The sequence below is a fragment of the Cylindrospermum stagnale PCC 7417 genome (assembly GCF_000317535.1).
GTDB lineage: Bacteria > Cyanobacteriota > Cyanobacteriia > Cyanobacteriales > Nostocaceae > Cylindrospermum > Cylindrospermum stagnale.
Map to the genome: position 1 here is coordinate 6,677,548 of NC_019757.1, position 24,393 is coordinate 6,701,940.

Below are 24,393 nucleotides of genomic sequence, written 5' to 3' on the forward strand. Positions count from 1 at the left end.
GATCATACCTTTTTAGAAATATTTTGCTGATAGTGTTTACCTGATAATCTGTGAAAATTTCTTAAACAATACTTTTATGTGTGGCATTGCCGGAATTTTAACTAAAACTAAAATAAAAAACAACTTGGAACCCTTGATACTCAGGATGCAAAATGCTCTACAGCATCGTGGACCTGATGACCAAGGAATTTATATTTCCCCAAACAAACAAGTTGCTTTTGCTCATACTCGGCTTTCTATTATTGACCTCAGTACAGCAGGACATCAACCGATGTCTACATCTGATGGACGCTACTGGATTACTTTTAATGGGGAAATCTACAACTTTCAACAATTACGACATTCCTTAGAATCCCAAGGAGAACAGTTTTATTCCAATACTGATACTGAAGTAATTCTCAAACTTTACCAGCGTCAAGGAGCAGAATGTGTAAATAATTTGCGGGGTATGTTTGCCTTTGCTATTTGGGATAACCAAGAACAAACCTGCTTTATTGCCCGCGATCCTTTAGGAATTAAACCACTATACTATTGGCAATCTGGATCAACTTTAGTATTCGCTTCAGAGATCAGAGCGATTCTAGCTTCTAAGCTACTTACTATTGCCTTAAGTCCACAGGGTTTATATGGTTATCTTATCAGTGGGACAGTACCAGAACCTTACACCTTAATTGAAGGTATTCGCTGTTTAGAAGCTGGTCATTGGTTACATTGGCAGACAGATAAACTAACTCAGCAGCAGTATTGGCAAATTAACTTTACGAATGCAACAATCTCTCTAACTGAGGCTAAAGAAAAAGTTCGTAATGCTCTTGTTGACTCTATTAAAAATCACTTTATAAGTGATGTGCCCGTAGGGATATTTCTCAGTGGTGGTATTGATTCAAGCTCAGTTGTTGCTTTAGCACGCCAAACTCAAAAAGGTAATTTACGTACTTATTCAATTGCCTTTGAAGAAAATGAATGGAATGAAGGGGCGCTAGCTCAAAGAATTGCTAAAGAATTTGATACTGCTCATACAGAATATAAAGTTACAGCATCTTTAGGGCGAGAATTATTACCTCAATTTTTAGCTAGTATTGACCAACCTAGTATTGACGGCTTCAATACTTTTTGTGTTTCCCAAGTTGCCCATAAAGATGGGACGAAAGTAGTATTATCTGGATTAGGGGGAGATGAGATATTTGGTGGTTATAAAACATTTCAACAAGTACCAAATATGCTCCGTTGGGGTCAGCAATTACAGAAGATTCAACCAATCAGCACTGGACTAGGTAGGGGATTAGCTTCTTGGGGGAAATCACCACGGCTGAAGCGTTTAGGAGATTTTTTACAGCAAAAGCCGACAACTTCAGCAGCTTATCGCAGTTTTAGGGGTATTTTTTCTCAAAGAGAAGCCTGGAAAATTACTCAGCATTATTGCGAAGATTCCTGGACTAAATTCCCAATTTGGGAAGAGGGTATTTTTCAGGATATGAACCTAACCACAAATCTGCCTTCTTTAGAAGATGAAGTCAGCTTTTTAGAACTGACTTGTTATATGCGTAATCAGTTGTTGCGAGACAGCGATGTTATGAGTATGGCATGGAGCTTAGAGTTGCGAGTGCCTTTAGTTGATCGCGTTTTACTCGAAACAATCGCCTCTATTCCCAGTGCAATGCGCCTTGCACCAAGTAAACAGTTATTAATCCAAGCCGTTCCTGAGTTACCAAATTGGTTACTTGATCGCCCGAAGCGAGGATTCTTTTTTCCTTTTCAGCAATGGATAGATCAAGAGTGGAGTGATTATTTTCCAGCCCATGAACTGAGCAAAAATATAGACCTAAAACTATGGTATCGTCGTTGGAGTCTGGCAATTCTTGACTATTGGTTGCAGCAAATAACTGGCTAGAATCCCTTAATCAGTCAATAAGAATGACAATAAATTTGATGCTTATAGCAATAGATTATTTTTAACCTGTCGCTAATTTCATCACATTAGTTATATTAAAGCATCTCGTGCTGTACATAATTAATGTAATTGCATCTAACGTCAAGGTTTCGGGTAATTATGAAAATCCTACATATCATTCCTTCAGTAGCATCAGTGCGAGGTGGGCCCAGTCAAGCCATAGTGGAAACAGTTAAAGCACTGCGAAATCAAGGAGTTGATACAGAAATTGCTACTACTAATGATAATGGCAATGATTTACTTGATGTCCCTCTTGGCAAACTTATAGATTACAAGCAAGTACCAGTTCGGTTCTTTCCTCGTTTTTCTCCTAAAGTTAACTCCATCAGAGAATTTGCTTTTTCTAGCCAATTAACGAGATGGTTATGGCAAAATATCTCTAATTACGACTTGCTACACGTCCACGCTATTTTTTCCTATGCTTCTACGGCAGCAATGGCGATCGCACGTTTTCAGGGTATTCCCTATATTGTGCGCCCTCTAGGACAACTCAGCGAATGGTCACTTCAACAAAGTGCCCGCAAAAAACAGATTTATCTCAATTTGATAGAACGGACTAACCTCAGCCATAGTCGGGCCCTTCACCTGACATCGCAACAAGAACAGCAAGAAGTTTACCATTTAGGTCTGGATGCCCCTAGCTTTGTATTACCCCACGGTGTCTCTATTCCTCCTCCCATCCTCAACGTCCGCTATCTACTTCGACAACACCTCAACCTGCCAACAGACGAACCTGTCATTTTATTTTTGTCCCGTCTTCATCCTAAGAAAGGTTTAGAGTATCTCATTCCCGCTTTAGGCAAACTCACTCATCACCGCTTTACCTTCGTTTTAGCAGGTAGTGGTTCAAAAGAATACGTTGCGGAAATTGAATCGCTTTTGATTTCAACTGGTATTCGCTCACGCACTCATTTTGCTGGATTTGTTGCCGGAGAGACAAAAAACCTCTTCCTGCAAGGATCAGATTTATTTGCCCTCACATCCCACGCGGAAAACTTCGGACTCTCAGTCCTAGAGGCTTTGGCTGTAGGTGTTCCCGTCCTGCTTACCTCTGGTGTGGCTTTAGCTTCAATTGTGCAACAACATCAATTGGGTTACATTGCAGAACTGGATGTATTAGCGATCGCATCTGCCCTAGAACACTATCTCAGCCATCCCCAAGAAACAAAGGAAATGTGCGATCGCGCCCGTCAAGTAGTTATGGAAAACTATACATGGGAGCGTGTAGCTCAGGAAATGATTGTAGTTTATGAAAAAATTATCAATAGCAACTAATTTTAGTATTTTTTATGATATCTCGGTTATTTTCTAGGAAATCATAGATTACCTCTAAAATCCACCAAGTCTACATCAATATCCTCGAAAAAAGTCTTTTACTCAAGATTAAATAACAAACTAGTCAAATTCACTATGCAAAACCCTGCCAACCAATACGAATATTCCTACATCAATGGTAGTTCTTTTGAACATCACCTTTATATGCTTCCTCAACTATTAGAGCTAATCTCACAGCAAAAGACAAATTCCATTGAAAAACTTCGGGTCTTAGATTTGGGATGTGGTAACGGTAGCCTCAGCGACAAGATTGCTCAACAGGGATATGAAGTAGTCGGGGTTGAAGACTCAGTTTCAGGAGTTCTATTCGCTCGTGAAACTTTTCCTGAGACTACTTTTATTCAAAGCAGTATTTATGATTTGCCATTTAGTGACTTAGAAGGCAAATTTGATATTGTTTTATCAGCTGACGTAATTGAACACTTGCTATACCCCAGAGAACTGATTCAGTCTGCCAAAAAATGCCTTAAACCCGGTGGAAGAATAATTATTACAACTCCCTACCACAGTTATTGGAAAAATATCGTTTTAGCTATTTTGGGCAAAATAGATCAGCACTATAATCCTCTCTGGGACGGAGGTCATGTCAAGTTTTTCTCAGTCAAGACACTCACTCAGTTATTAGAAGAGGAAGGATGTGGGCAAATTCAATTTAGGTTTGCAGGCAGATTTCCCTATTTCTGGAAAGCCATGCTGTCTTCGAGTACTGTAACAGTGAGTTGAGATAATTTTGATGAATTTATGATATCCATACAAGAAAAAATTACGCCACTGATTCTCACCTACAATGAAGCCCCAAATATTGATCGCACCCTTCAAACCCTCCAATGGGCAAAAACAATTGTTGTAATTGATAGTTTCAGCACAGATGAAACTTTAGAAATTATTTACGCATATCCTCAAGTACAAGTCTTCCAAAAAAGATTTGATTCCTTTGCTACTCAATGTAACTATGGCTTAGAAAAAATCACATCTGAATGGGTACTTTCCCTGGATGCAGATTATGTTGTCACTGATGAGTTAATTAACGAAATTAAAGCACTTTCAGCTACGCCCGGTATAGAAAGTTATAGCATCAGATTCAAGTACTGTATCTTTGGCAAGCCCTTGCGTGGGACTTTACTTCCACCTCGAAAAGTACTCTACAAACGAGAAAAAGCAATTTACAAACCCGATGGACATGCCCATCGGGTTTGTGTGCAGGGTGAGTCGAGAATGCTTAGTGCTTATATTCATCATGATGATCGCAAACCCCTAAGCCGCTGGCTGTGGGCACAAGATCGTTACATGGTGATTGAAGCTAAAAAAATCCTCGAAACACCAGTGAGTGAACTTAGCTTGAGCGATCGCATCCGCAAACAAAAAATTCTGGCTCCCTTGATCATCTTAGTCTACTGCCTGATCATCAAAGGCGGTATTTTTGATGGTTGGCAAGGTTGGTACTACGCATTTCAGCGGGTTCTAGCAGAAATTTTGCTGGCAATTCGGATATTTGAATACCAAAAATTGCCAAGTTCAGATGCATAAAATTGGCTGATGAATCCATAGAATAATTATCCATGACTTCCAACCTATTTGCCATAGACACTATTAAATATATCTGGTCACATCCTAACTGTAAACAGCAAAAAATCCAGTCGATTCTCAAATTCGTTGGTTGGCAATTTTATAAACGTTTAACCCGGCGATATATTGATATTCAAATTATTCCTGGGGTAAAAATTCGTTGTCATCCAGATGGATACTCTGCGGCTACTGCACTTTATTGTGGGCTATATGACTATGACGAAATGAATTTTCTGTTGCGATACTTACGGACAGGGGATTCATTTCTTGACATTGGTGCTAATGTGGGCATCTATACGCTGCTAGCTGCCTCTAAAATTAAATCTGGTTCAATTTACAGCTTTGAAGCACTCCCAAAAAATTACACACGCCTGAAAGAAAACCTAACACTCAACCAATTCTGGCAAGTTAAACCTTATGCGATCGCAATTTCTGATTTTACTGGAAATACTGGGCTCAATCTGGCTGAGGGAGATTCTATGCCATTTATTACCTCAAATGTAACTAAAAACACAATTACAGTTCCTACTGATACACTTGACAATCTACTACCAGCTGAAATTATCCCTGAACTGACCTTAGTCAAAATGGATATTGAAGGAGCAGAACTCTTAGCAATGAAAGGGGCAATTTCTCTGCTAAAACAACAGCTTCATCAGGTTTGGATTATGGAGATTAATGATGCTGTCAATAATTTTGGTTACCAGAAGCAGGACATTGTTAATTTCCTCCAAGAGTATGGCTACGGCTTGTATACGTATAATCCAGTAACCAACCAAGTTTATGCAATCACACTTGAACAACAACAAGGCAATAATGTTTTAGCAATTGCTAATTCTGCTCTAGATTTCGTTGGTGCTCGTCTGAATAAAATAGGATGAACAATTCCTAAATCTTAGTGGTAACTGAGTAATTTAAACGTTCCAATTTATCAAAATTAATCATATGAATATCCTCGGAATTAATGCTTATCACGGCGATGCGTCAGCTTGCCTCATCCAAAACGGTCAACTAATTGCCGCAGTTGAAGAAGAACGGTTTAATAGAGTTAAACATTGGGCGGGATTTCCCGCAGAATCTATTCGCTATTGCCTCAAAGTTGGTGGTATTAGCGGAGCAGAATTAGATCATGTAGCAGTATCTTTCAACCCCAAAGCCAACCTCAATAGCAAACTTCTCTTTACCCTCAAACAACGTCCTTCTCTATCGTCACTCTTGGATCGGTTTAACAAACAAAGTAAATCTGCCAGCCTCCAGCAACAGTTAGCAGAGGCTTGCTTCAGTTCACCGGAAAAAATTCACGCTACTATCCATACACTGGAACACCACACAACTCACCTAGCCAGTGCTTTCTTCGTTTCCCCCTTTGAAAAAGCTGCGATCTTATCAGTTGACGGGATGGGAGACTTCGTTAGCACACTTTCAGCAGCGGGTGAAGGTAACCATCTAAAGTATTTCTCCCGTACCCACTATCCTCACTCCATTGGTTATCTTTACAACGCCATCACCCTTTACCTCGGTTTTCCTGCCTATGGAGATGAATATAAAGTCATGGGATTAGCTCCTTACGGGGAACCAGAATATTTAGAAGCGTTCCGGCGAGTTATTTATCCTCAAGGAGATAGCTTTGAGTTGAATCTGGATTACTTTACTCACCATGAGCAAGGCATTGCGATGAAGTGGGAAAATGGAGCACCCAGTGTTGAACCCTTCCACAGCCCAGAACTAGAAAAATTATTGGGACCGGCGCGACATCCGAAAGCGGAAGTTACCCAGAAGCATCAAAACATTGCAGCTTCTGTGCAAGCGGTGACAGAAGAAATTATTTTCCATTTACTCAACCAATTAAGCGATCGCTACAAAAGTGAAAATCTCTGTTTAGCCGGCGGTGTAGCCATGAATTCTGTCGCCAATGGCAAAATTACTGAAAATACTCCCTTTAAGCAAGTCTATACCCCAGTGGGTGCCGCCGATAATGGTACATGCATCGGTGCAGCCTTCTTTGTTTGGAATCAATTACTCAAGCAACCACGTCAATTTGTTTTGAATCATGCCTACTGGGGGTCAGAATTTTCTGATGAAGAATGCTTGTTAGCATTGCAGTCCCATGATCTGCAACCTAAACACCTAGAAGAAGAAGCACTGCTGCACCAGGTTGTTGATGCCCTTTGCGAAGGTAAAGTCGTCGGCTGGTTTCAAGGGAGAATGGAATTTGGTGCCAGGGCTTTAGGTAATAGATCTCTCGTTGCAGATCCACGTCGTGCTGATATGCGCGATATTATCAACCTCAAAATCAAATTCCGGGAAAAGTTCCGCCCCTTTGCTCCCAGTATTCTCGAAGAACGAGTAGGTGAATACTTTGAAATTGATGCACCAGCACAATTTATGGAAAAAGTCTTTAAAATTCGGCGCGAGAAAAGAGAGCTAATTCCTGCTGTCACCCATGTTGATGGTACTGGACGCTTACAAAGTGTCAGTCGTCAAACTAATCCCCGCTATTGGGATTTGATTAATACCTTTTCTCAACGCACTGGTATTCCCTTGATTCTAAACACATCCCTCAATGAAAATGAACCCATTGTCCGGACTCCGACAGAAGCAATCCAGTGTTTCTTAAGAACGCAGATGGATGCCCTGGCTTTGGGTTCTTATTATGTAGAACGCAAGGATATCAAATCATAATCTAGGATTTAGTCGAATAAATAAATTATCTCATAGCTGGCATTTGGTAGCCCACAGACTGATAATCTGGGGCTTCGCTGTTTCTGAATGGCTAACAACGCAAATCTACCATAATGATCAATCGTTCAAAAGAATACAACTATGCCCTAGAAGGACTGCGTGGTATTGCCGCAATGTGGGTTTTCTTTGCACACGCTTTTTCTTGGCAACTCTGTGATCCTGTCTACCGATTATCCTCTCTTTGTCCAGAATATCTCATCTCACTCACTAGTCCTGCTCACATAGGGGTTTTGATATTCATCTTCTCATAGCTGACATGAGCAAAAATAAATGACCGTAAAAAAATGGCGCAAAAAATATTTAGACAACAGATAAAATTTAACTAACTTAAACTTCACAGTAAAGATGACTCAAAAAACCTTTATACTTCTCGATAAACTCTCTGTATCTGAGATCAAACGAGGCAGCAAGCTATCTGTAGGGCTAGATTTTTTGAGGGCGATAGCAACTCTCGAAGTTCTTATTAGTCACATCAGGAACCTATACTTTGTTGACTATAACCAAATTACTATTACTAGCAACCTATTCGTAAAATTTTTATACTTTTTAACTGGCTTTGCTCATGAAGCTGTTATTGCTTTCTTTGTTCTCAGTGGTTTATTGATTGGTAACTCAGTCTTCAAGAAGTTACAGCAACATAGATTTACTTGGAAATCATATCTGATAGCTCGTCTTTCACGACTGTGGATTGTCTTAATACCGGCGTTGCTTCTCGGTCTTATTTGGGATTTAGCAGGTAATGCCCTCAGCCGAGGAGAATCTATTGTTTATGCAGGTCGTCTAGGGACAAATATTATTACTGAACCTGTTGTAAATAGCATCAGTTCATATATATTGATGGGTAATCTATTTTTCCTACAAAATATCTACTTTCCTACCTTAGGCTCAAATGGAGCACTATGGAGCCTCAGCCATGAATTCTGGTATTATATGACTTTGCCAGTCGTGCTCATGGCAGTTGTAAATTACAGAAAAATTAAAACTTTTTTAATTTATCTAGCTGTATTGTTATTCTTATTTTTTGTGGTGAATCTGAAAAATGATCCAGGATTATTAGTATGGTTAATTGGAAGTTTTGTTTCCTTGTTCCAAAAAAAAATTAAACTGCCACAGAAACACCAGTCACTTTTCCTGCTGTTAGCCTGGATCTTGGTTATTATAACGCTAATTGCAATTCGATTAAACATTATCGATAGCTATGCAGATATAATTTTAGGCTTGGTTTTTTCTATTCTCATGTTGGTCATGTCTTTCCATCAGGGAAAGGTAAAAGAAAATATTATTTCCAGATTTTCACTTTGGTTTTCTGATTTTTCATACACGATTTATTTGACTCATCTACCATTTTTGGTATTCATCCTCTCAATAGTAATTAAACAGTCAAGATGGCAGCCTGATACTCTGCATATTTTTTACGGAGTCGCCTTAGTTTTAATAACGGTTATTTTCGCTAGGCTAGTGTATTTTTTGACGGAAAGGAATACATCTAAGCTTAGATCCTATTTATAGGATCTTTTTTAATGATAGCTACAAATTTAGGTTGGGTAGCAACTCACGTGCGGAGGTTTCCCCCGTTTCCTCTAAGTGGTATTTGATGAAGGTAACTCAACATTAAAACTTTGAATATGTTGGTTTTTCGTCCTTATACTCAACGTATTTGTCGCCTTATTTTATTAAATTGGTATTACGTTCTATACTTGAAAATCGCCAGATTTTTTTAGCATTTCATCACCTGATATATGAATTTTTGCTGGATAGACTGATCAATAAAGCATTGACAAATCAGTGAATCTGTTGGCGAAACAATTTTATTATTTTAGACGGTATTGGATTTTTGCCCTGGCTGGCTTTATCCTCATTCTGGTACTAGTCATTCCCATTAGACTAGCGATCGCCTCCTACCAAGCGCCACAACCTCAAGCCATTCTTACTCTTGGGGGTGGGAGCGATCGAGAAGAATTTACTGCCGAATTTGCCAAAAAATATCCCTGCCTAGGCATTTGGGTTTCCAGTGGCTCAGTACCAACCGTAGTCCGTGACATTTTTCAAGCCGCAAATATCTCAAGCGATCGCTTCCGCCTCGATTATCGCGCCGTTGACACTGTTACCAACTTTACAACCCTTGTCCCTGATTTCCAGCAACGCCGGATTCAGCACGTCTACCTGATTACTTCTAATTTCCATATGCCTAGAGCTAAAGCAATAGCCACTATTGTTCTGGGCAGCCAAGGTATCACATTTACCCCTGTATCAGTTCCCTCCTCTTACCCCAAAGAATCCATTCTTCGCATTCTTCGGGATAGTGGTCGCTCCCTGCTATGGGTTTTTACAGGTCGTACTGGAGCCAGCTATAAATCTAGTCTGACTCGCCCATTCTATGTGTCTAGAATACTAGACCTGACAATCGGGCATTGATAAAAAACTGCTCTTGCTGAAGGTGTAGACAAGAGCAGTTTTACATAGATTCCCAACTAATAATTTAGGCATCTTCTAGTTCAAGTTGCGCCACAGTCACCGCGTTAACGGCGAAAGCCAAAACTAACGGCATGGGACACTTGAGCAAAAATGTAGAAACCACAGACAGTACTGTGATAGCGACTGCTGACATCGACCACAATCTTTCTTCGGTAGTTAATCCGTTTTCCGCTTTAATCAATCTCAGAACATGAACTGGAATTGGTTCGGGCATTACTCCTCCTGGAGGAAAAGCCCAGTAATTGTTACTCCGCTCGACAAATAACTCTGTCCAGCCGTTTTCTTGACACCATTCTTCGATCCATTGTAGAGAGTAATGATTCATCATCGGGGGTACTAATTCCAGTTGTTGATTTTGTGTAGTTGGTTAATATAAGTAGTTGACAGCTATAACATTCAGGCTAAATTGACAATGATTAACCTTTGTTAAGCATGTGAGACATCATATATATAAATCATGCTTCAACAGGGCTTACCTTAATTAACAGACTAACAGTCGATAGTAGATGTTTGCCTGAAACGACAATAAACTTTACTTGAAAATAGCCAGATAAAGAATTGTAAATATGTAAGTTATTGTTTGCTAAATGCTAGAGTGCTGAATACATATAACCTCAGAATAAAATTTTCAAGTCAAGAAATGTAAACTACGAAATGAGCGATCGCCTGCTCAATATCCTTTAAATAAATCATAATCAAATTTTAACCAACCTGATCACCGTAATAGCTAGTCAAAGATGTCTATTTCTAGTTAAAAGGTTGATAGCCCCATTTATACTGTGTCTAAATATTGCCATATTTCTAAAAGCTAACACTAACCCATCTTCATATCAGCTTTTAGAAAAAAAGTTACTAAAATTTTTCTGAAGATTTCTCTTCAGGGCAATATCAGGTTTTTGATTAAGAAATATTAAGCCAAGGCAGAAACTAACCATCACTTTGGCCCATTCACACCAACAGAATGCGGTAAGCTAAAAGGCATTAAACACCAAATTGGCTACAGCATATGTCTTGGCGGCAAGGGTTGGCATTATTTTTAGGGATTATTGTCTGGTGCCTGGCTGCTCCCGCACTGGCAGACTGGACTCATCCGCTATCATTTAGCAATGCTGAGTTAGGAAGACAAGACTTTTCGGGTCAAAGCTTGCAAGCTGCTGAGTTTTCTAACGCCAATCTGGAACTAACCAACTTTACAGGCGCTGACTTGCGGGGAGCCGTTTTAAGTGCTTCTGTAATGACAAAGGCGAATCTCCACGGGGCGGATTTAACTAATGCAATGGTTGATCAGGTAAACTTGACTAGGGCAGACTTAAGTGATGCCGTTTTCATAGAAGCCCTTTTACTCCGCGCCATCTTTACTGATGTCAACATCGAAGGTGCAGATTTCACCGATGCCATCTTGGATAGGGCGCAAGTCAAAGAACTCTGTGAAAAAGCCAGCGGCGTAAATTCTCAAACTGGCGTGCAAACTCGTGATTCTCTGGGATGTCGATGAAACTTGTTGGTGTAATTGGTGGCGGGCAACTTGCCTGGATGATGGGAGATGCAGCGAAGAAGCTAGGATTAGAATTAGTAGTACAAACTCCTAGTAAAAACGATCCAGCTGTGTCCGTTGCTCAGGAAACAGTTTTCGCGGCAGTTGATGACGCCGACGCCACCAATGTTTTAGCCACAAAATGCGATGTCATCACCTTTGAAAATGAGTTTGTTAATTTAGATGCTTTATCAGTTCTAGAAGATCAAGGGGTTTGCTTTCGACCTAGATTGACAGCTTTAGCTCCCCTGCTAGATAAATACCACCAGCGCTGCTATTTACGGGATTTGGGATTGCCTGTTCCCAATTTTTTCGCCCTTGACCAACAGGAAGATATCAAATCTAAAATAGAACATCTAGGTTTTCCAGTCGTCTTAAAATCCCGACGCCACGGTTACGATGGTCAGGGGACTTTCATAATTCATGATTTAGCTAATTTGCAGTCAAAGCTCGATTTGAATACCATAAACCAAAAGCTAAGTCAACAACTGTTTTTATTAGAAGAATTTGTTCCCTTTGAAAGAGAACTGGCGGTAATTGCTGCGCGTTCTGTAACTGGGGAAGTTGTGATTTATCCCGTTGTCGAAACCCAGCAAGAACAACAGGTGTGTCGGCGGGTGATTGCACCAGCGGATATTACACCCGATCTAGCAGATGCAATTGAAGCGATCGCGCATACTTTATTAAATAACCTCCAAGTTGTGGGAGTTTTTGGCATTGAGCTATTTCTCACCGCCGATGGCAAAGTGCTGGTAAATGAAATTGCTCCCCGCACCCACAATTCTGGGCATTTTTCCCTTGACGCCTGTGAAACTTCCCAGTTTGAGCAACACCTGAGAGCCGTATCTGGTTTACCTTTAGGTAATCCCGCTTTGCAGTGCGCTGGTGCCGTGATGGTAAACCTCCTGGGGTATGAAAATTCTCACAGCGACTACCACAGTCAACGCCAACAACTAGCAGAAATTCCCCACGCTCATGTCCACTGGTACTCTAAGACAGAATCTCGTCCTGGACGTAAGCTGGGACACGTAACCGTTTTGTTAGAGCAGCAAAACCAGGATACAGCGAATGCGTATGCCAACGGCGTCGGTGCAGCCATCTCCCAAACCATAGAATCTATCTGGTATCCAGGTTAAATTTCCCAGAAATTTTCCATATTAAACACACATCCTATTTTTGAAAGCTATAATGAGTTAGTTGCACTACGACGTTGGTGACTGCCTACAAGTTTTTTGATCTATGCCTTTAATGACAAGGGAGCCAAAAATTTCTCGTGGCAGTATACCGGGCATGTACCCGGAAACTTTAAACGAGATACATCAGTTCCCACCTGGTTTAACCAGGTCATAAACTTCGGCAAGACGGCGTCGCGGTGAACTCAAAATTTTTAGCTCCCAAAGTTAACAAAAACTTGGGAGCTTTAATATTAAACTCAGCAGAAGTTAGAGGAAATATCAGCCATCAAAAACTGGAAAATAGGTGGAATAAGCATTCTAGCTATAGTCATAAATTTATCAAATAACCTCAACCTAAAATTCCCAATCCAAAAATGGATGCACAGTTAGTGATCCCCGCCCACGAAGACAAAATCTGTATAGATTGACTCTAATTGAAGTAAAATGGAGAGTTAGAATGGCAAGATTGCGTTAAATTGTGGTTAAAACTACAAAAAATTGTCACAACAACTAACTAATACCGTGTTTCCATCCTCGGTTGTCCAACTAGACAACGGTTTAACGTTTATTCATCAAGAAATTCCCACTACCCCTGTAGTTGTGGCGGATATTTGGGTGCGTGCTGGAGCTACCCTGGAGCCAGAACCGTGGTTTGGTATGGCCCACTTTTTAGAACACATGATTTTTAAAGGTACAGCAACCTTACCCCCAGGGGTATTCGATCATAATATAGAAAATAGTGGTGGTGTGAGTAATGCCGCTACAAGCCATGATTATGCCCATTACTCCCTCACGACAGCAGCTCCTTACTTAGTAGATACTCTGCCCCAATTGGGGGATATGTTGCTCAATGCGGCAATTCCTGAAGATGAATTTATCCGCGAGCGAGACGTGGTGCTAGAGGAAATCCGTGCTTGCTATGACGATCCTGACTGGATAGGATTCCAATCTCTCCTCAAGAGCGTCTATCACCGCCACCCTTACGGACGCTGTGTGCTGGGTACTGAAGAAGAACTAATGCAGCAGTCACCAGAAGCTATGCGCTGCTTTCACCGCGCCCACTACCAACCGGAAAACATGACAGTAGTGATTGTCGGGGGAATTGCCCAACAGCCAGCTTGGGATTTGGTAAATCGCATATTTGCGGATTTTGCTACTCGCTCTGATTGTCCACAGTTTAAGAAGGAGCAAGAGCCAGTAATCTCAAGAGTTCGCCGCCACGAGTTGACTTTACCTCGGCTAGAGCAAGCGCGGTTAATGATGGCGTGGACAGCGCCAGGTGTACAAGAACTCCGCACATCCTATGGTTTAGAATTACTGTCGGTGTTACTAGCAGAAGGCCGGACTTCGCGCTTAGTGAGCGATTTGCGGGAAGAGAAGCAACTAGTTCAGGGAATTTGTAGTAATTTTTCCTTGCAACAGGAATCGAGTTTATTGACAATTACTGCCTGGTTGGAGCCTGAATATTTGGAGCGAGTTGAGTCTTTGATTTGCGCTCATTTGCAAGATTTGCAAACTACAAGTATTAGCGAGCCAGAACTTGCCCGCAGCCGTAGGGTGCTGTGTAATGAGTTTGCCTTTTCTACGGAAACACCACATCAACTCACTGGGCTTTATGGTTACTATAATACGATCGCCAAAGCGGAATTAGCCTTAACCTATCCCCAGGAAATTCTGTCTTTTAATCCCCAAGAACTGCAAAAATTAGCTAAACAGTATCTTTCACCGCAAAATTACGCTGTTACCATACTGAAACCAAGTTAGTCATTAGTCATTAGTCATTAGTCAAACAGGTCATTAGCTAAGGACTTTTGAACCTTTAACCTTGAACTCTAAATTAATAATGCAAACTGTAGTTAATTCTTTATCTCCAATAAATCGCACCGTATTGGACAACGGCATTGTCTTACTGGTGGCAGAAAATCCGGCTGCGGATATCGTAGCAGCGCGGGTTTTTGTTCGTGCCGGTAGTTGTCACGAAAACCGGGAGCAGGCGGGGTTGGCGCATTTGCTGTCAGCAGTGATGACCAAGGGCTGTGATGGACTATCTAGCTGGGAAATTGCCGAAAAAGTCGAGTCTGTGGGGGCGAGTTTGAGTGCAGATACTGGCACTGATTATTTTTTGCTGTCTTTAAAGACAGTAACTGCTGATTTTGTCGAAATTCTAGCATTGGCGGGGCTGCTTTTGCGATCGCCAACATTTCCCGAAGCCCAAGTCGAACTAGAACGGCGGCTAGCACTACAAGATATTCGCTCCCAAAAAGAGCAACCCTTTAATATTGCCTTTGAGCAAATGCGGCAGGTAATGTACCAAAATCATCCCTATGCCATGTCGGTATTGGGAAATGAAACAACCATTAGCCGCTTAACTCGTGCAGACTTAGTGCAATATCACCAAACTCATTTCCGGCCGGATAATGTGGTAATTAGTATTGCTGGACGAATCACACCCCCAGAAGCACTGGCACTAGTAACAAAAGTTTTTGGTGATTGGCAAGCCCCCGCACAACCACTGCCAATCCTAGATTTACCCTCCATTCTTGTACAACCGCAACAGTGCCTCAAGCCCATAAATACACAGCAATCAATTATTATGCTGGGTTATATGGGACCAGCAGTGAATTCTCCTGACTACGCCCCCCTGAAGTTACTCTCTACCTATTTGGGTAATGGGCTTTCTAGTCGCTTGTTTGTCGAATTACGAGAAAAGCGGGGCTTGGCTTATGAAGTATCCGCAATTTACTCAACTAGGCTATTTCCTGCCTCATTTGTGGTTTACATGGGTACAGCGCCCGAAAATACCAGCATTGCGCTTCAAGGACTGCGGCAAGAAGTCGAACTATTGTGTACTACAGAGGTATCAGCAAGCGCCTTTGAAGCAGCTAAGAACAAAATCCTGGGACAGTATGCCTTGGGTAAACAAACTAACGGGCAAATTGCTCAGATATATGGCTGGTATGAAACTTTGGGTTTAGGAATAGAATTTGATAGCAAGTTTCAAGAACTTATTGCCAGTGTAAGTGTATCGGATGCTATGACAGCAGCTAGCCGATATTTACAGGAGCCATATTTGTCTTTAGTTGGTCAAGAGGAAGCAATTAATAGTTACCAGTAATCTCTGGCTATATCTATCTATAGAAATTCACAACACGGCGAGTGCTCCACGTTATCGCACTAGCTGGTAATATTAGCATCAGAAGATTCCTCCTCTAATTCTGTCAGTAACCCAGGTCTAAAGACACGCTCGTTTCCCACTTACCGAGTATTTCTATGAAAGGTAGCCTGAAAGCAAGTATCTTGAAAGACTTGAGCGCAAATCAGTTTGATTGGTTACTCCTGTTCTGTGCAACACCTCTGCTCATTGGCTACGCTGCTAAAGTATCGATGGCAGCACCGCAACAAATTGCCCAGGTAACAGCCGCAGGTAGCATTAACCGCCCTACCCTGACAGTTGGTAGTCAAGGAGAACGTGTATCTGAACTCCAAGCAGCTCTGAAACTGTTGGGCTTTTATCCAGGTACAGTAAATGGTATTTATAACGAGACTACAGCCAATGCTGTTTCCCAGTTCAAGCAAGCAGCGGGCTTAATTCCAGATGGCGTTGTTGATGGTATCACTTGGCAAAGACTTTTCCCCAGCGAACTGATAGTTACATCAACTACAAAACCTAACTCGGCAACAGGTTTTCCTGTTAGCACCATGTCAAGTAATGTCCCCAAGGTTAAGCCTTCCTCTGAACCAAGACCAGCTAACCCAAAACAGACGACAATTCCCAGGAATCAGACAACGGTACGCACTCAGCCAACGGTACGCACTCAGCCAACGGTACGCACTCAGCCAACGGTACGCACTCAGACAACAGTACGCACTCAGCCAACTCCTCGGACTGGGCAAACTCCCGGTGTTCAATATACCTCAGATGGATTGCCGATTTTGCGTTTAGGGATGCGTGGTTCTGAAGTTGTCCAGTTACAAGCACAACTGCAAAAGCTGGGTTTTCTCAAAGGTGGTGTAGATGGAGACTTTGGTGCGACAACCGATGCCGCAGTGAAAGCTGCCCAAGCACGCTATGGATTAGAAGCTGACGGCGTAGTTGGTGGTTCTACTTGGCAGGCTCTTTTGCAGCGATCGCGAACAGCGGGGCGTAGCCCATCGCCAACTCAGCGTTAGGCTGATACAAATATTTGTTCACAAATAAGGCTAGTTGATGGCGCTGTAGCCGATTTTTTTCGTGCTACACCACCTGTATAGTGGAATAATTTAAACTTCCTATGTAATTTCTCTAAAGCGTATGAAACACTTTTTATTAACTTGGCTCGGTACTGCGGTAGCATTGTTGATCACCGCTCAAATTGTTCCGGGATTCATTCTCACGACTTTCCAGGCGGCCCTTGTTGCGGCAATAGTCATCGGTTTGGTGAATGCGTTTATTCGTCCCATTTTGCGGATTTTGTCGTTTCCAATTACCTTAATCACCTTTGGTTTATTTACATTGGTGATCAACGCCTTAACTCTTTGGCTGGCTAGTGGACTGACTCCTGGTTCTGGGTTTGAGATTAAGGGCTTTTTGCCTGCTTTTTTGGGTTCAATTGTGCTATCGATTGTTTCTAGCATCATTAACTATTTTCTCAGGGTGGTTGAATAGTAGTCTGTCAGAGTGATGTAGAGATGTTACATGCAACTTGATTTGTGCTTTGGGCAACAGCTATCGTCACTACCCCTGCTTGTCCTGGTAAGCGAAAAATTTGTTTAGGAACCAATATTAACTCTAATCCCTCTATTGTTTTTCCTACAAAAGATGACTCTAGGGGGATTAGTCGAGAAGCGGCAAGAATAGCGGCTGCCTCGGCAACGCTGGGGGTTCCGACTGTTTTTTCAATGATTTTGGCAGGGTTAGGAACCCAGACAGCGCTGAGTATTTCTGCCGAAAAGGTTTTTAAAGGTAAATTGTATAAGTGGCAAAGTTCCACTAAACCAGCTTCTGAGGCTTTAGAGTCGATAGTGGCAATACCTGCGATCGCTTCCAGCGGGCGTTTCGCCATCGCACTATGCACAAGCTGATATTCTTCAAAGACTTGCTCAATAGCCTTTTCAATTAACTGCCGTGAAGTTCCTCTTTGACAACCAATTCCCACCCATAAAAGCCGTGGTTCTAACGGTAATTGTAGAATTTGCTCATTCACAAAAGGATTTTTATTTAGAATTTTTATTTAGGATTCTTCCGGATACCTGAAAAGTTCACAAATTCAACCTATGGGATGAGTTATTTTGGTTGAAGTTTTCTATGATACATTAAAATTGCTAATTACAATACTTTTCCTAGAAATGAAAAACGATATATTTTGGACATCTAGCACAGTAGGAAATGCCAAGGGGGATACAAGGTAAAAAGTAAAGGGTAAATTTGCTTCTTCATTTTTACTTTATTTCTACCCTTGTGGCGCAAGCTGTTCGTCTTGGTATTTTCGATTTTTCCTATCTCCGTCGTAGCAAGATAATAACAGTTACGGCGGAGTTTTGCTAACTAAATATGGCTAAAAATTTCATGTCTATATTTGCTTATTTTATATTTTTTATCTCTTAGGTAATGGTGCAAACGGCTATGTGTTAGAAGGCATACAAGGTTATGACATTCCTAATTAAAGAATTGTGACTTATAGCGTTTCCCTATCAAGTGAAGTACACTTTACAGCTTGAGTGCGATTTTCAGGTAAATAGACCACACGGTAGGGGAACAGCAGTGCTGTGCCCCTACGACAGATGTGGTTCAAATAGATGAAAACTGCTGTAAAAAGCGAAAATCTTGATCTACAAAATTTTGATGTACCTCATTAGCTTGGGAAAGGCTATAGCAATTGTGAGGAAGCCATGCCAGCTTTACTAAATTATGAAAAAAGGATTGTTTATCCTTCCCGTTACCACTTCCCTGTAAAGGGATTAGGCTATTTCTAAGAGGATGTTTTAAAAGTAGTTGGCTGTAATTTTAGGCACTTAGTTAACCACCCTTGAAAAGGGGGGGGGGAACGAACTCAAAGTCCCCTTTTTAAGAGACATTTAGAGGGATCTAAAAAATCCAAAATCTAAAATTAAATGACTTGCCCCTGACTTGATTGCTGGGGTCAATCTAAAATCTAAAATCTAAAATCCAAAATTGTTTGACAATAACCAATGCCCAACTTACAGCTAATCCTGGGCCCCAAATTGCCGCAGACTCTGGGCTATATTTCTAAAGCCATTAAATTCGGCAATCATTAAAGCAGTATAACCGCCTCTATTTTTCAAATTCACATCAGCCCCGGCTTGGAGTAATACCTGTACCGCTTTACTAAACCCCCCTGAGACAGCCCACATTAGTGCTGTTGCCCCGGCTAAGTCTTGAAAATTCACATTTGCTCCCTTTGCCAGCAGCAATCGGATCATTTCTGGGTGATTGCCTACCGTTGCTTTGACTAAAGCAGTTTTACTATCATCTCCTAGGGTGTTGGGGTTAGCACCGTAGTCTAGCAATACTTTTACTGTTTGGGTGTGTCCTTGGTCTACTGCCATGATTAAAGGAACGTCACCGAGGTTTTGCCGATAATTATCTCCCCCAGAACGCAGCAGTGCTTCAACAATCTCGCTGTGCCCCTGAAACGCTGCGACAAGCAAAGGTGTATCACCCAGATGGTTTTTAATTTGCACATCTGCACCCCTTTGAAGTAATACTTGCACTACATCAATGTAGCCTTCTAACACAGCAAGATGTAGGGCTGTTTCACCGTCTTTGTCTTGGAGATTAATCTCGGCGCCGGCATCTAGTAAAGCCGTAACGATCGCACTATGTCCGGCTGCTGCGGCTGCTAACAAGGCAGTTCCGACATTAGCCCCAGCCGCCAGCAATGCTTGCACAACCTCAAGATATCCCAAGTCTACAGCTATCATTAAGGGCGTTTCATCTTCTTGGTCTTGGCGATTGACATCAACACCATTTTCGAGGATGGTTTGGACAACTGCTGTGTATCCGTGCTTAATTGCCAGTTTCAAAGCTGTATCATCATCTTTATCTGTGATATCTACCTTGGCACCAGCAGCCAATAAGACTCGCACCATATCAAGATGACCTTTGAGTGCTGCTGCCATTAAAGCTGTGCTGCCGTCTTCATTAATAGCATTCACATCTGCGCCAAAAGATAGTAAAAGCTGCACGATATCAAGCTGATTAGCACTAGCTGCCAACATCAAAGCCGTCAAACCATAGGTTTTTCTGGGTAAGTTGATATTTGCCCCAGATTCCAGTAGCGATCGCACAATTTCTGTATAGCCTAAATTGGCAGCAAACATTAACGCTGTGGTGCCATAGCGATCGCACAGATCCACCTTAGCACCATCAGCCAGTAGTAGATGCAGCCGCTTGATATCACCACTTTTAGCGGCATTCAGCAGCAAAGTATCATTGTTTTCAGTCATGGGTGAGATTCCGCACAGGCGGGTTTGATCGTCTAGCCTCACAATTTAGTCTGAGATTGTTTATCCACTTTTGCAAGAGGGTAAGGGAAAAATATTGACAACCTGCCACCACCAAATATCTTCACGGTGAGAAAATACCTTGTATACCCTTAGCGTGAGTTTAGAAAACGTCTAGTTTATAGCTACAGATTGATTTTGTTCCTTTTAAAACTCGATACAGTGGGCAGTAGCTTTGGAAGAGATGAGGCACCTTGACGATGAAACGTAATCTCACTAAAACCGTTGGCGCTGGCGTTCTCACTTTGAGTATGGCAATTTTGCCTTTTACTCTACCCACACAAGCCCAGGTTAATACCCAGCCGAGAACTGACGCTGCACCGAGGACAACCGTTTATGAGCGTAACGATTTTGATTGGGGTTGGTTGGGACTAATTGGTCTATTAGGTCTAGCTGGTTTAGCAGGTAGAAAGCGTGATGACGAACCTACCCGTTATCGTGACCCCAATGCTCCTGGGGCCACCAGCTACAGAGACTAGGAAATTCTTTAGATTTAAAATTAGTCAGTTGCCAGTTGTCAGTTGTTTTGCTGCTGACGACTGACTAGCTTTATCATGGGCTTGGTTCTGGTGAATTTATTTCTGATGTCTGGTGATTAAGAACAGGCTGCCAATAGCTGGCGATTAAGGCCACCATTAGCCACCATAGGGTATTGACTTCGGGACGAAACCAGATTGTATCTACGGTACCGTGAGCCAGCATACCCAATAAAGTAGCGATCGCTCCAATTAACCAAAAACCCTCTACATTTCTCGATTGGCGCAATCGCTGCACTTGCAAAAATGCCGCATTAAAGGTGACGGTTATTAACCAGAGGAAACAAGCTAAACCAACTAAACCAGTTTCTACAGCCACCTCTAGAAAAATTGAATAAGCACTCAAAGCAGTAAAACGAGGGCGTTGGTAGAGGGGGTAAACGAGATTAAAAGCATTGTGACCGGGGCCAATGCCGATAATCGGGCGATCGCGAATCATCTCAAACACAGCATCCCAGACATTCAGGCGAAAATTATTACTGCTATCGTTGCGATTGGCAAAAATGCTTAAAACCCGGGTATTCACATTTCCTACAAATAGCGCCGCCAGCACCAATACCCCAATCAAACCTCCCATAATAATTGGCAGTGACCAAGTACGCCAAAATGCAGGCATGGAAAGGCGCCACCAATAAACTAGCAATGCTATCACAGTCAAAACTGCCACCACTAAACCAATCCAGCCGCCACGACTAAAAGTCAGAATTAGACAGGCAGTATTGACAATCAACATTGTTAATGCTAAGGCTTTTCTTACCCAGCTTTGCCAGGCAAAAATCGCCACTAAGCTGAAAACCACGGCTGGTAAGAGGTATCCCGCCAATAAGTTGGGATTGCCCAAATAACTGTAAACCCTTGTCGTCTTAGACAGAGGAGATTCAGGATCAACCCAAGTTGCTAGCGCTGTAGCTCCAAAAAACCATTGTCGCATGCCATATATGCTAACAATTAGTGATACATGTAAGTAAAGGGTGATGATCCAAGACCGTAGGCGGGGCGACCTCAGCACCCTAGCACAAAGGGCAAACAGCAGCAAATACAGCGTCAACGTTACCAAATCGCTCAATGCTGCCCTTTTGACTGGTGATAAAGCTGTGGCAACTGCGGCAATTCCCCAATAGAGTAATACCAACAGGTGAATGGGAGTGACTGATGAGGCATTGACTAGCGTTGCATCATCGGACAAAGTTAACAGCAGCCAAAATCCCACACAAGCTACCAGCAATAACCCCACCAAGGTACTAGAAGCAAAAGGTGCAAGAGCATACACCAAGCTGAGTAAAGCAGCCGCTATTGCATCTCCCCACTGTATCAAGACACTGGTTTGCCGCCAAGAACGCAGAATTCCGACTAAAGAACGACGCAAGTAACTGGTAGCCAGATATTCTTTGAGCGGTAAAGACGATAAAGTAAATCTTTGCCAGACTAAATTCATAAAAAACATTTTAACCAATGAGCACGACCGCACAGCACTTGGACTTTATCTTAATGCGGGTAGCTCTAAAAAGGGTCAGACATCGCTAATTGCTGGCGAGGGAGTCGCCAGTTGCAAGGGCAAAGAAAGCACATAGCGATATCCTGATTCTAGTGCGCCTTGAATATATATGTGTCCGCCGTGCAATTCTGCCAGCTGACAGCTAAGTAACAGACCCAAGCTTTCGCGAGACAGACTTCCAGACCGTTTAGCTAAATCTATAGTTGAACTAGCAGCAGAGATACTTGGGTGAGTGCCAATCAAGTATTGTGACTTGTCTAGCGCCATTGGTAAACTCTCTGCTTGCTCCTGATTTTCTGCCTGTATCTTGTACGTTGCTGCCTCACTTGTCAAGTCAAAATGCGGCGAGGGATTGAGGCGAAAGTAGGGATCGACCTCGGTAATACCGTCTCCCAGCCAGGGATGGGAAACCCACACAGTAATGCTGAGCGTATCTTCTTTGTAAGAGACATGAATGCGAACAACGCTACCTGTTGCAGAAAGTTGAATCACGCTAAAAACCAGGTGATACAAAATTTGCCGCACCTTTTCTTTATCCAAAGGCCAAATGCGACTACGTCCTGGTTCCACAGACAGGCGAATATCTTGCTCACGGCGATTAGCTACTTCTTCTAAGGTATTGATGGCTTGTTGACACAGCATTTCAATATCTACAGGAGCTACGTTCAGTACATTTGCGCTTTCATCCATTGCTCCCAATTCGGTAATTTCATTGACCAAAGAAAGTAAATACCGCCCACTGTGTTGGATAATCTCCAGATATTCTCTCTGCTTAGTCGTCAAAGGTCCATAAATTTCACGTCCTAGAACACTAGCCATACCAAGTACAGACGTTAACGGCGTACGCAGTTCTTGAGTTAGCTGCCCCAAAAGTTCCAATTTTAGTTGTTTGGTAGAAACAGAGCCTTTTTCTGAAGTAGGTGGGGTGGTTCGGTGATCACGGACTCGTTCTTCTTTGAGTAACAAACTAGGAGCGCTGTTGGAAATGGTTTTTTCTAGTTTTCCTTGCAGCAATTGGTTGCGCTCAAATTCACTCATACTCCAACGAGCGATGATTTGTAAAAATTCAATATCTCTTGGTGTGAAATTGCGCGGCACCAAATCCATCACCGCCAATGCACCTAAACAATTTCCCGCAGCATCAATCAATGGCGCTCCTAAGTAAGAGCGGATGCCATAATTTTGCACCAACTGGCTTTCGGTAATTACGGGATTTGTATTTTTTTCTGTATCATTAATGTATAACACCTGAAAACTCTCAACCACTTGGGTGCAAAATGACTCTCGGCGTGATAGTTGACGGCTTTGGGCCAGAGGATTCATTAGTCCTAAGGTAGATAAGCCAAAAGCAGATTTGAACCAGTGGCGTTCTTGATCAATAAAGCCCAAAATGGAAACTGGTACTTCTAAAAAGCGAGCAGCTGTTTGAGTGGCTTCTTCAAATACCGGAATCGTTTCTAATTGCCGCAAACCTAATTCTGACAATGCTTTAAGGCGTTGTTGTTCTTTTGTTTCCAAGGAAGCCCAACCATCTTTGAGGGCAGATAATTTATTTTCAGGCTCTAACATTGCCACTGCTACCTTGATAATTGCTCGATACTGTAATTTATATAACCGGTGTTATTGGGTTATTATTTGCTATTTTTAAGCATTCCCCAATTTCACCTCTGATAAACAAGTTTGGAAAAAAATCTTTTTAGCCCCTTGCTTTAGGAGGTAGTTGCGTCTCTAGAATTTTCTAGCTACTGATGCTGAAAGTTATAATTAATACTGACACTAACATTTATTATTTTAGTTTTTGTTGCTGGACAATGTTAGTTCTGGTTTCAGCCTGGGTAAAATAATCCCAAGAATGCAATAAAAAGAATTTTTATCCTGGTCAATAGATTGTAGTTCGGACTTGTTTCCCCCTAACCCCTCTGCAAAAATGCCAAAAATATCTGTACTGAACCAGGAGTTTTATAGAGACTTTAAGGGATAAAAATAACTAAATAAACTGTATTGGGTTAAGAATTTAATTCTTGTTTAATTTTTAATTTTTAATTATTTAATTAGCGCTATCTGCGCGGTATCAAAACCTG

Annotated in this window: 21 protein-coding genes and 1 other RNA gene; 17 read left to right on the forward strand and 5 right to left on the reverse strand. The window is 41.9% G+C overall.

Annotated elements, in window-relative coordinates:
* The first annotated feature begins 76 nt into the window (after positions 1-76).
* The 9 genes from asnB to CYLST_RS28365 all read left to right on the forward strand — a co-directional run bounded on the left by asnB (position 77) and on the right by CYLST_RS28365 (position 10,009).
* Complete coding sequence (asnB, locus tag CYLST_RS28330) at positions 77-1,891, forward strand: asparagine synthase (glutamine-hydrolyzing) (protein ID WP_015211172.1); 1,815 nt, start codon at positions 77-79, stop codon at positions 1,889-1,891.
* A gap of 159 nt (positions 1,892-2,050) precedes the next feature.
* Entirely contained in the window at positions 2,051-3,226 is a 1,176-nt protein-coding gene (locus CYLST_RS28335; RefSeq protein ID WP_015211173.1) for a glycosyltransferase, read from the forward strand.
* A 135-nt stretch (positions 3,227-3,361) separates the two neighbouring features.
* Positions 3,362-4,009 (forward strand): class I SAM-dependent methyltransferase, encoded by a 648-nt coding sequence (locus CYLST_RS28340; RefSeq protein WP_015211174.1) that lies wholly within the window; start codon positions 3,362-3,364, stop codon positions 4,007-4,009.
* A gap of 18 nt (positions 4,010-4,027) precedes the next feature.
* Entirely contained in the window at positions 4,028-4,813 is a 786-nt protein-coding gene (locus CYLST_RS28345) for a glycosyltransferase family 2 protein (RefSeq protein ID WP_015211175.1), read from the forward strand.
* Between the two features lie 32 nt (positions 4,814-4,845).
* A complete protein-coding gene (locus CYLST_RS28350; protein ID WP_015211176.1) occupies positions 4,846-5,733 on the forward strand; it encodes an FkbM family methyltransferase in 888 nt (295 codons plus the stop codon).
* Between the two features lie 64 nt (positions 5,734-5,797).
* On the forward strand, positions 5,798-7,534 hold the full coding sequence (locus tag CYLST_RS28355) for a carbamoyltransferase family protein (RefSeq protein ID WP_015211177.1): 1,737 nt from the start codon (positions 5,798-5,800) through the stop codon (positions 7,532-7,534).
* Positions 7,535-7,647: 113 nt separating this feature from the next.
* On the forward strand, positions 7,648-7,845 hold the full coding sequence (locus CYLST_RS35325) for a hypothetical protein (protein ID WP_015211178.1): 198 nt from the start codon (positions 7,648-7,650) through the stop codon (positions 7,843-7,845).
* 94 nt (positions 7,846-7,939) lie between these two features.
* A complete protein-coding gene (locus CYLST_RS32565; protein WP_015211179.1) occupies positions 7,940-9,103 on the forward strand; it encodes an acyltransferase family protein in 1,164 nt (387 codons plus the stop codon).
* Between the two features lie 276 nt (positions 9,104-9,379).
* Entirely contained in the window at positions 9,380-10,009 is a 630-nt protein-coding gene (locus CYLST_RS28365; RefSeq protein WP_015211180.1) for a YdcF family protein, read from the forward strand.
* A 64-nt stretch (positions 10,010-10,073) separates the two neighbouring features.
* Here the strand turns inward: CYLST_RS28365 and CYLST_RS28370 are convergent, their stop codons facing one another.
* Positions 10,074-10,397 (reverse strand): slr1957 family protein, encoded by a 324-nt coding sequence (locus CYLST_RS28370; RefSeq protein WP_015211181.1) that lies wholly within the window; start codon positions 10,395-10,397, stop codon positions 10,074-10,076.
* A 678-nt stretch (positions 10,398-11,075) separates the two neighbouring features.
* On the opposite strand from CYLST_RS28370, the gene CYLST_RS28375 reads away from it, so the two are divergent.
* The 7 genes from CYLST_RS28375 (at position 11,076) to CYLST_RS28400 (ending at position 17,423) form a co-directional block, all read left to right on the forward strand.
* Entirely contained in the window at positions 11,076-11,564 is a 489-nt protein-coding gene (locus CYLST_RS28375; protein ID WP_015211182.1) for a pentapeptide repeat-containing protein, read from the forward strand.
* Positions 11,561-12,739 carry a 5-(carboxyamino)imidazole ribonucleotide synthase gene (locus CYLST_RS28380; protein ID WP_015211183.1) on the forward strand — a complete coding sequence of 393 codons (1,179 nt, stop codon included), beginning with the start codon at positions 11,561-11,563 and terminating at the stop codon, positions 12,737-12,739. The genes CYLST_RS28375 and CYLST_RS28380 overlap by 4 nt, the downstream gene beginning before the upstream one ends.
* A gap of 60 nt (positions 12,740-12,799) precedes the next feature.
* Positions 12,800-12,983, forward strand: a non-coding RNA gene (gene ssrS, locus CYLST_RS32840) — 6S RNA.
* Positions 12,984-13,300: 317 nt separating this feature from the next.
* Positions 13,301-14,542, forward strand: coding sequence for a M16 family metallopeptidase (locus CYLST_RS28385; RefSeq protein ID WP_015211184.1), 1,242 nt, complete (start codon positions 13,301-13,303; stop codon positions 14,540-14,542).
* 79 nt (positions 14,543-14,621) lie between these two features.
* A complete protein-coding gene (locus tag CYLST_RS28390) occupies positions 14,622-15,893 on the forward strand; it encodes a M16 family metallopeptidase (RefSeq protein ID WP_015211185.1) in 1,272 nt (423 codons plus the stop codon).
* 155 nt (positions 15,894-16,048) lie between these two features.
* Complete coding sequence (locus tag CYLST_RS28395) at positions 16,049-16,948, forward strand: peptidoglycan-binding domain-containing protein (protein ID WP_015211186.1); 900 nt, start codon at positions 16,049-16,051, stop codon at positions 16,946-16,948.
* A 121-nt stretch (positions 16,949-17,069) separates the two neighbouring features.
* Positions 17,070-17,423 carry a phage holin family protein gene (locus CYLST_RS28400; protein ID WP_015211187.1) on the forward strand — a complete coding sequence of 118 codons (354 nt, stop codon included), beginning with the start codon at positions 17,070-17,072 and terminating at the stop codon, positions 17,421-17,423.
* Between the two features lie 7 nt (positions 17,424-17,430).
* Here CYLST_RS28400 and CYLST_RS28405 read toward each other — a convergent pair whose 3' ends face one another.
* Together CYLST_RS28405 and CYLST_RS28410 are read right to left on the reverse strand one after the other, a co-directional pair.
* Positions 17,431-17,961 carry a cobalamin biosynthesis protein gene (locus CYLST_RS28405; RefSeq protein WP_015211188.1) on the reverse strand — a complete coding sequence of 177 codons (531 nt, stop codon included), beginning with the start codon at positions 17,959-17,961 and terminating at the stop codon, positions 17,431-17,433.
* A 1,000-nt stretch (positions 17,962-18,961) separates the two neighbouring features.
* Positions 18,962-20,224: an ankyrin repeat domain-containing protein gene (locus tag CYLST_RS28410; RefSeq protein ID WP_015211189.1), complete on the reverse strand. Its 1,263-nt coding sequence runs from the start codon at positions 20,222-20,224 to the stop codon at positions 18,962-18,964.
* 257 nt (positions 20,225-20,481) lie between these two features.
* Between CYLST_RS28410 and CYLST_RS28415 the strand changes: the two genes are divergently transcribed.
* Positions 20,482-20,760 carry a WGxxGxxG family protein gene (locus CYLST_RS28415; protein WP_015211190.1) on the forward strand — a complete coding sequence of 93 codons (279 nt, stop codon included), beginning with the start codon at positions 20,482-20,484 and terminating at the stop codon, positions 20,758-20,760.
* A 73-nt stretch (positions 20,761-20,833) separates the two neighbouring features.
* On the opposite strand, the gene CYLST_RS28420 is transcribed toward CYLST_RS28415, so the two are convergent.
* On the reverse strand, positions 20,834-22,252 hold the full coding sequence (locus CYLST_RS28420; protein ID WP_041233982.1) for an IctB family putative bicarbonate transporter: 1,419 nt from the start codon (positions 22,250-22,252) through the stop codon (positions 20,834-20,836).
* Between the two features lie 75 nt (positions 22,253-22,327).
* Positions 22,328-23,881 carry a GAF domain-containing sensor histidine kinase gene (locus CYLST_RS28425; RefSeq protein WP_015211192.1) on the reverse strand — a complete coding sequence of 518 codons (1,554 nt, stop codon included), beginning with the start codon at positions 23,879-23,881 and terminating at the stop codon, positions 22,328-22,330.
* Between the last annotated feature and the right edge of the window lie 512 nt (positions 23,882-24,393).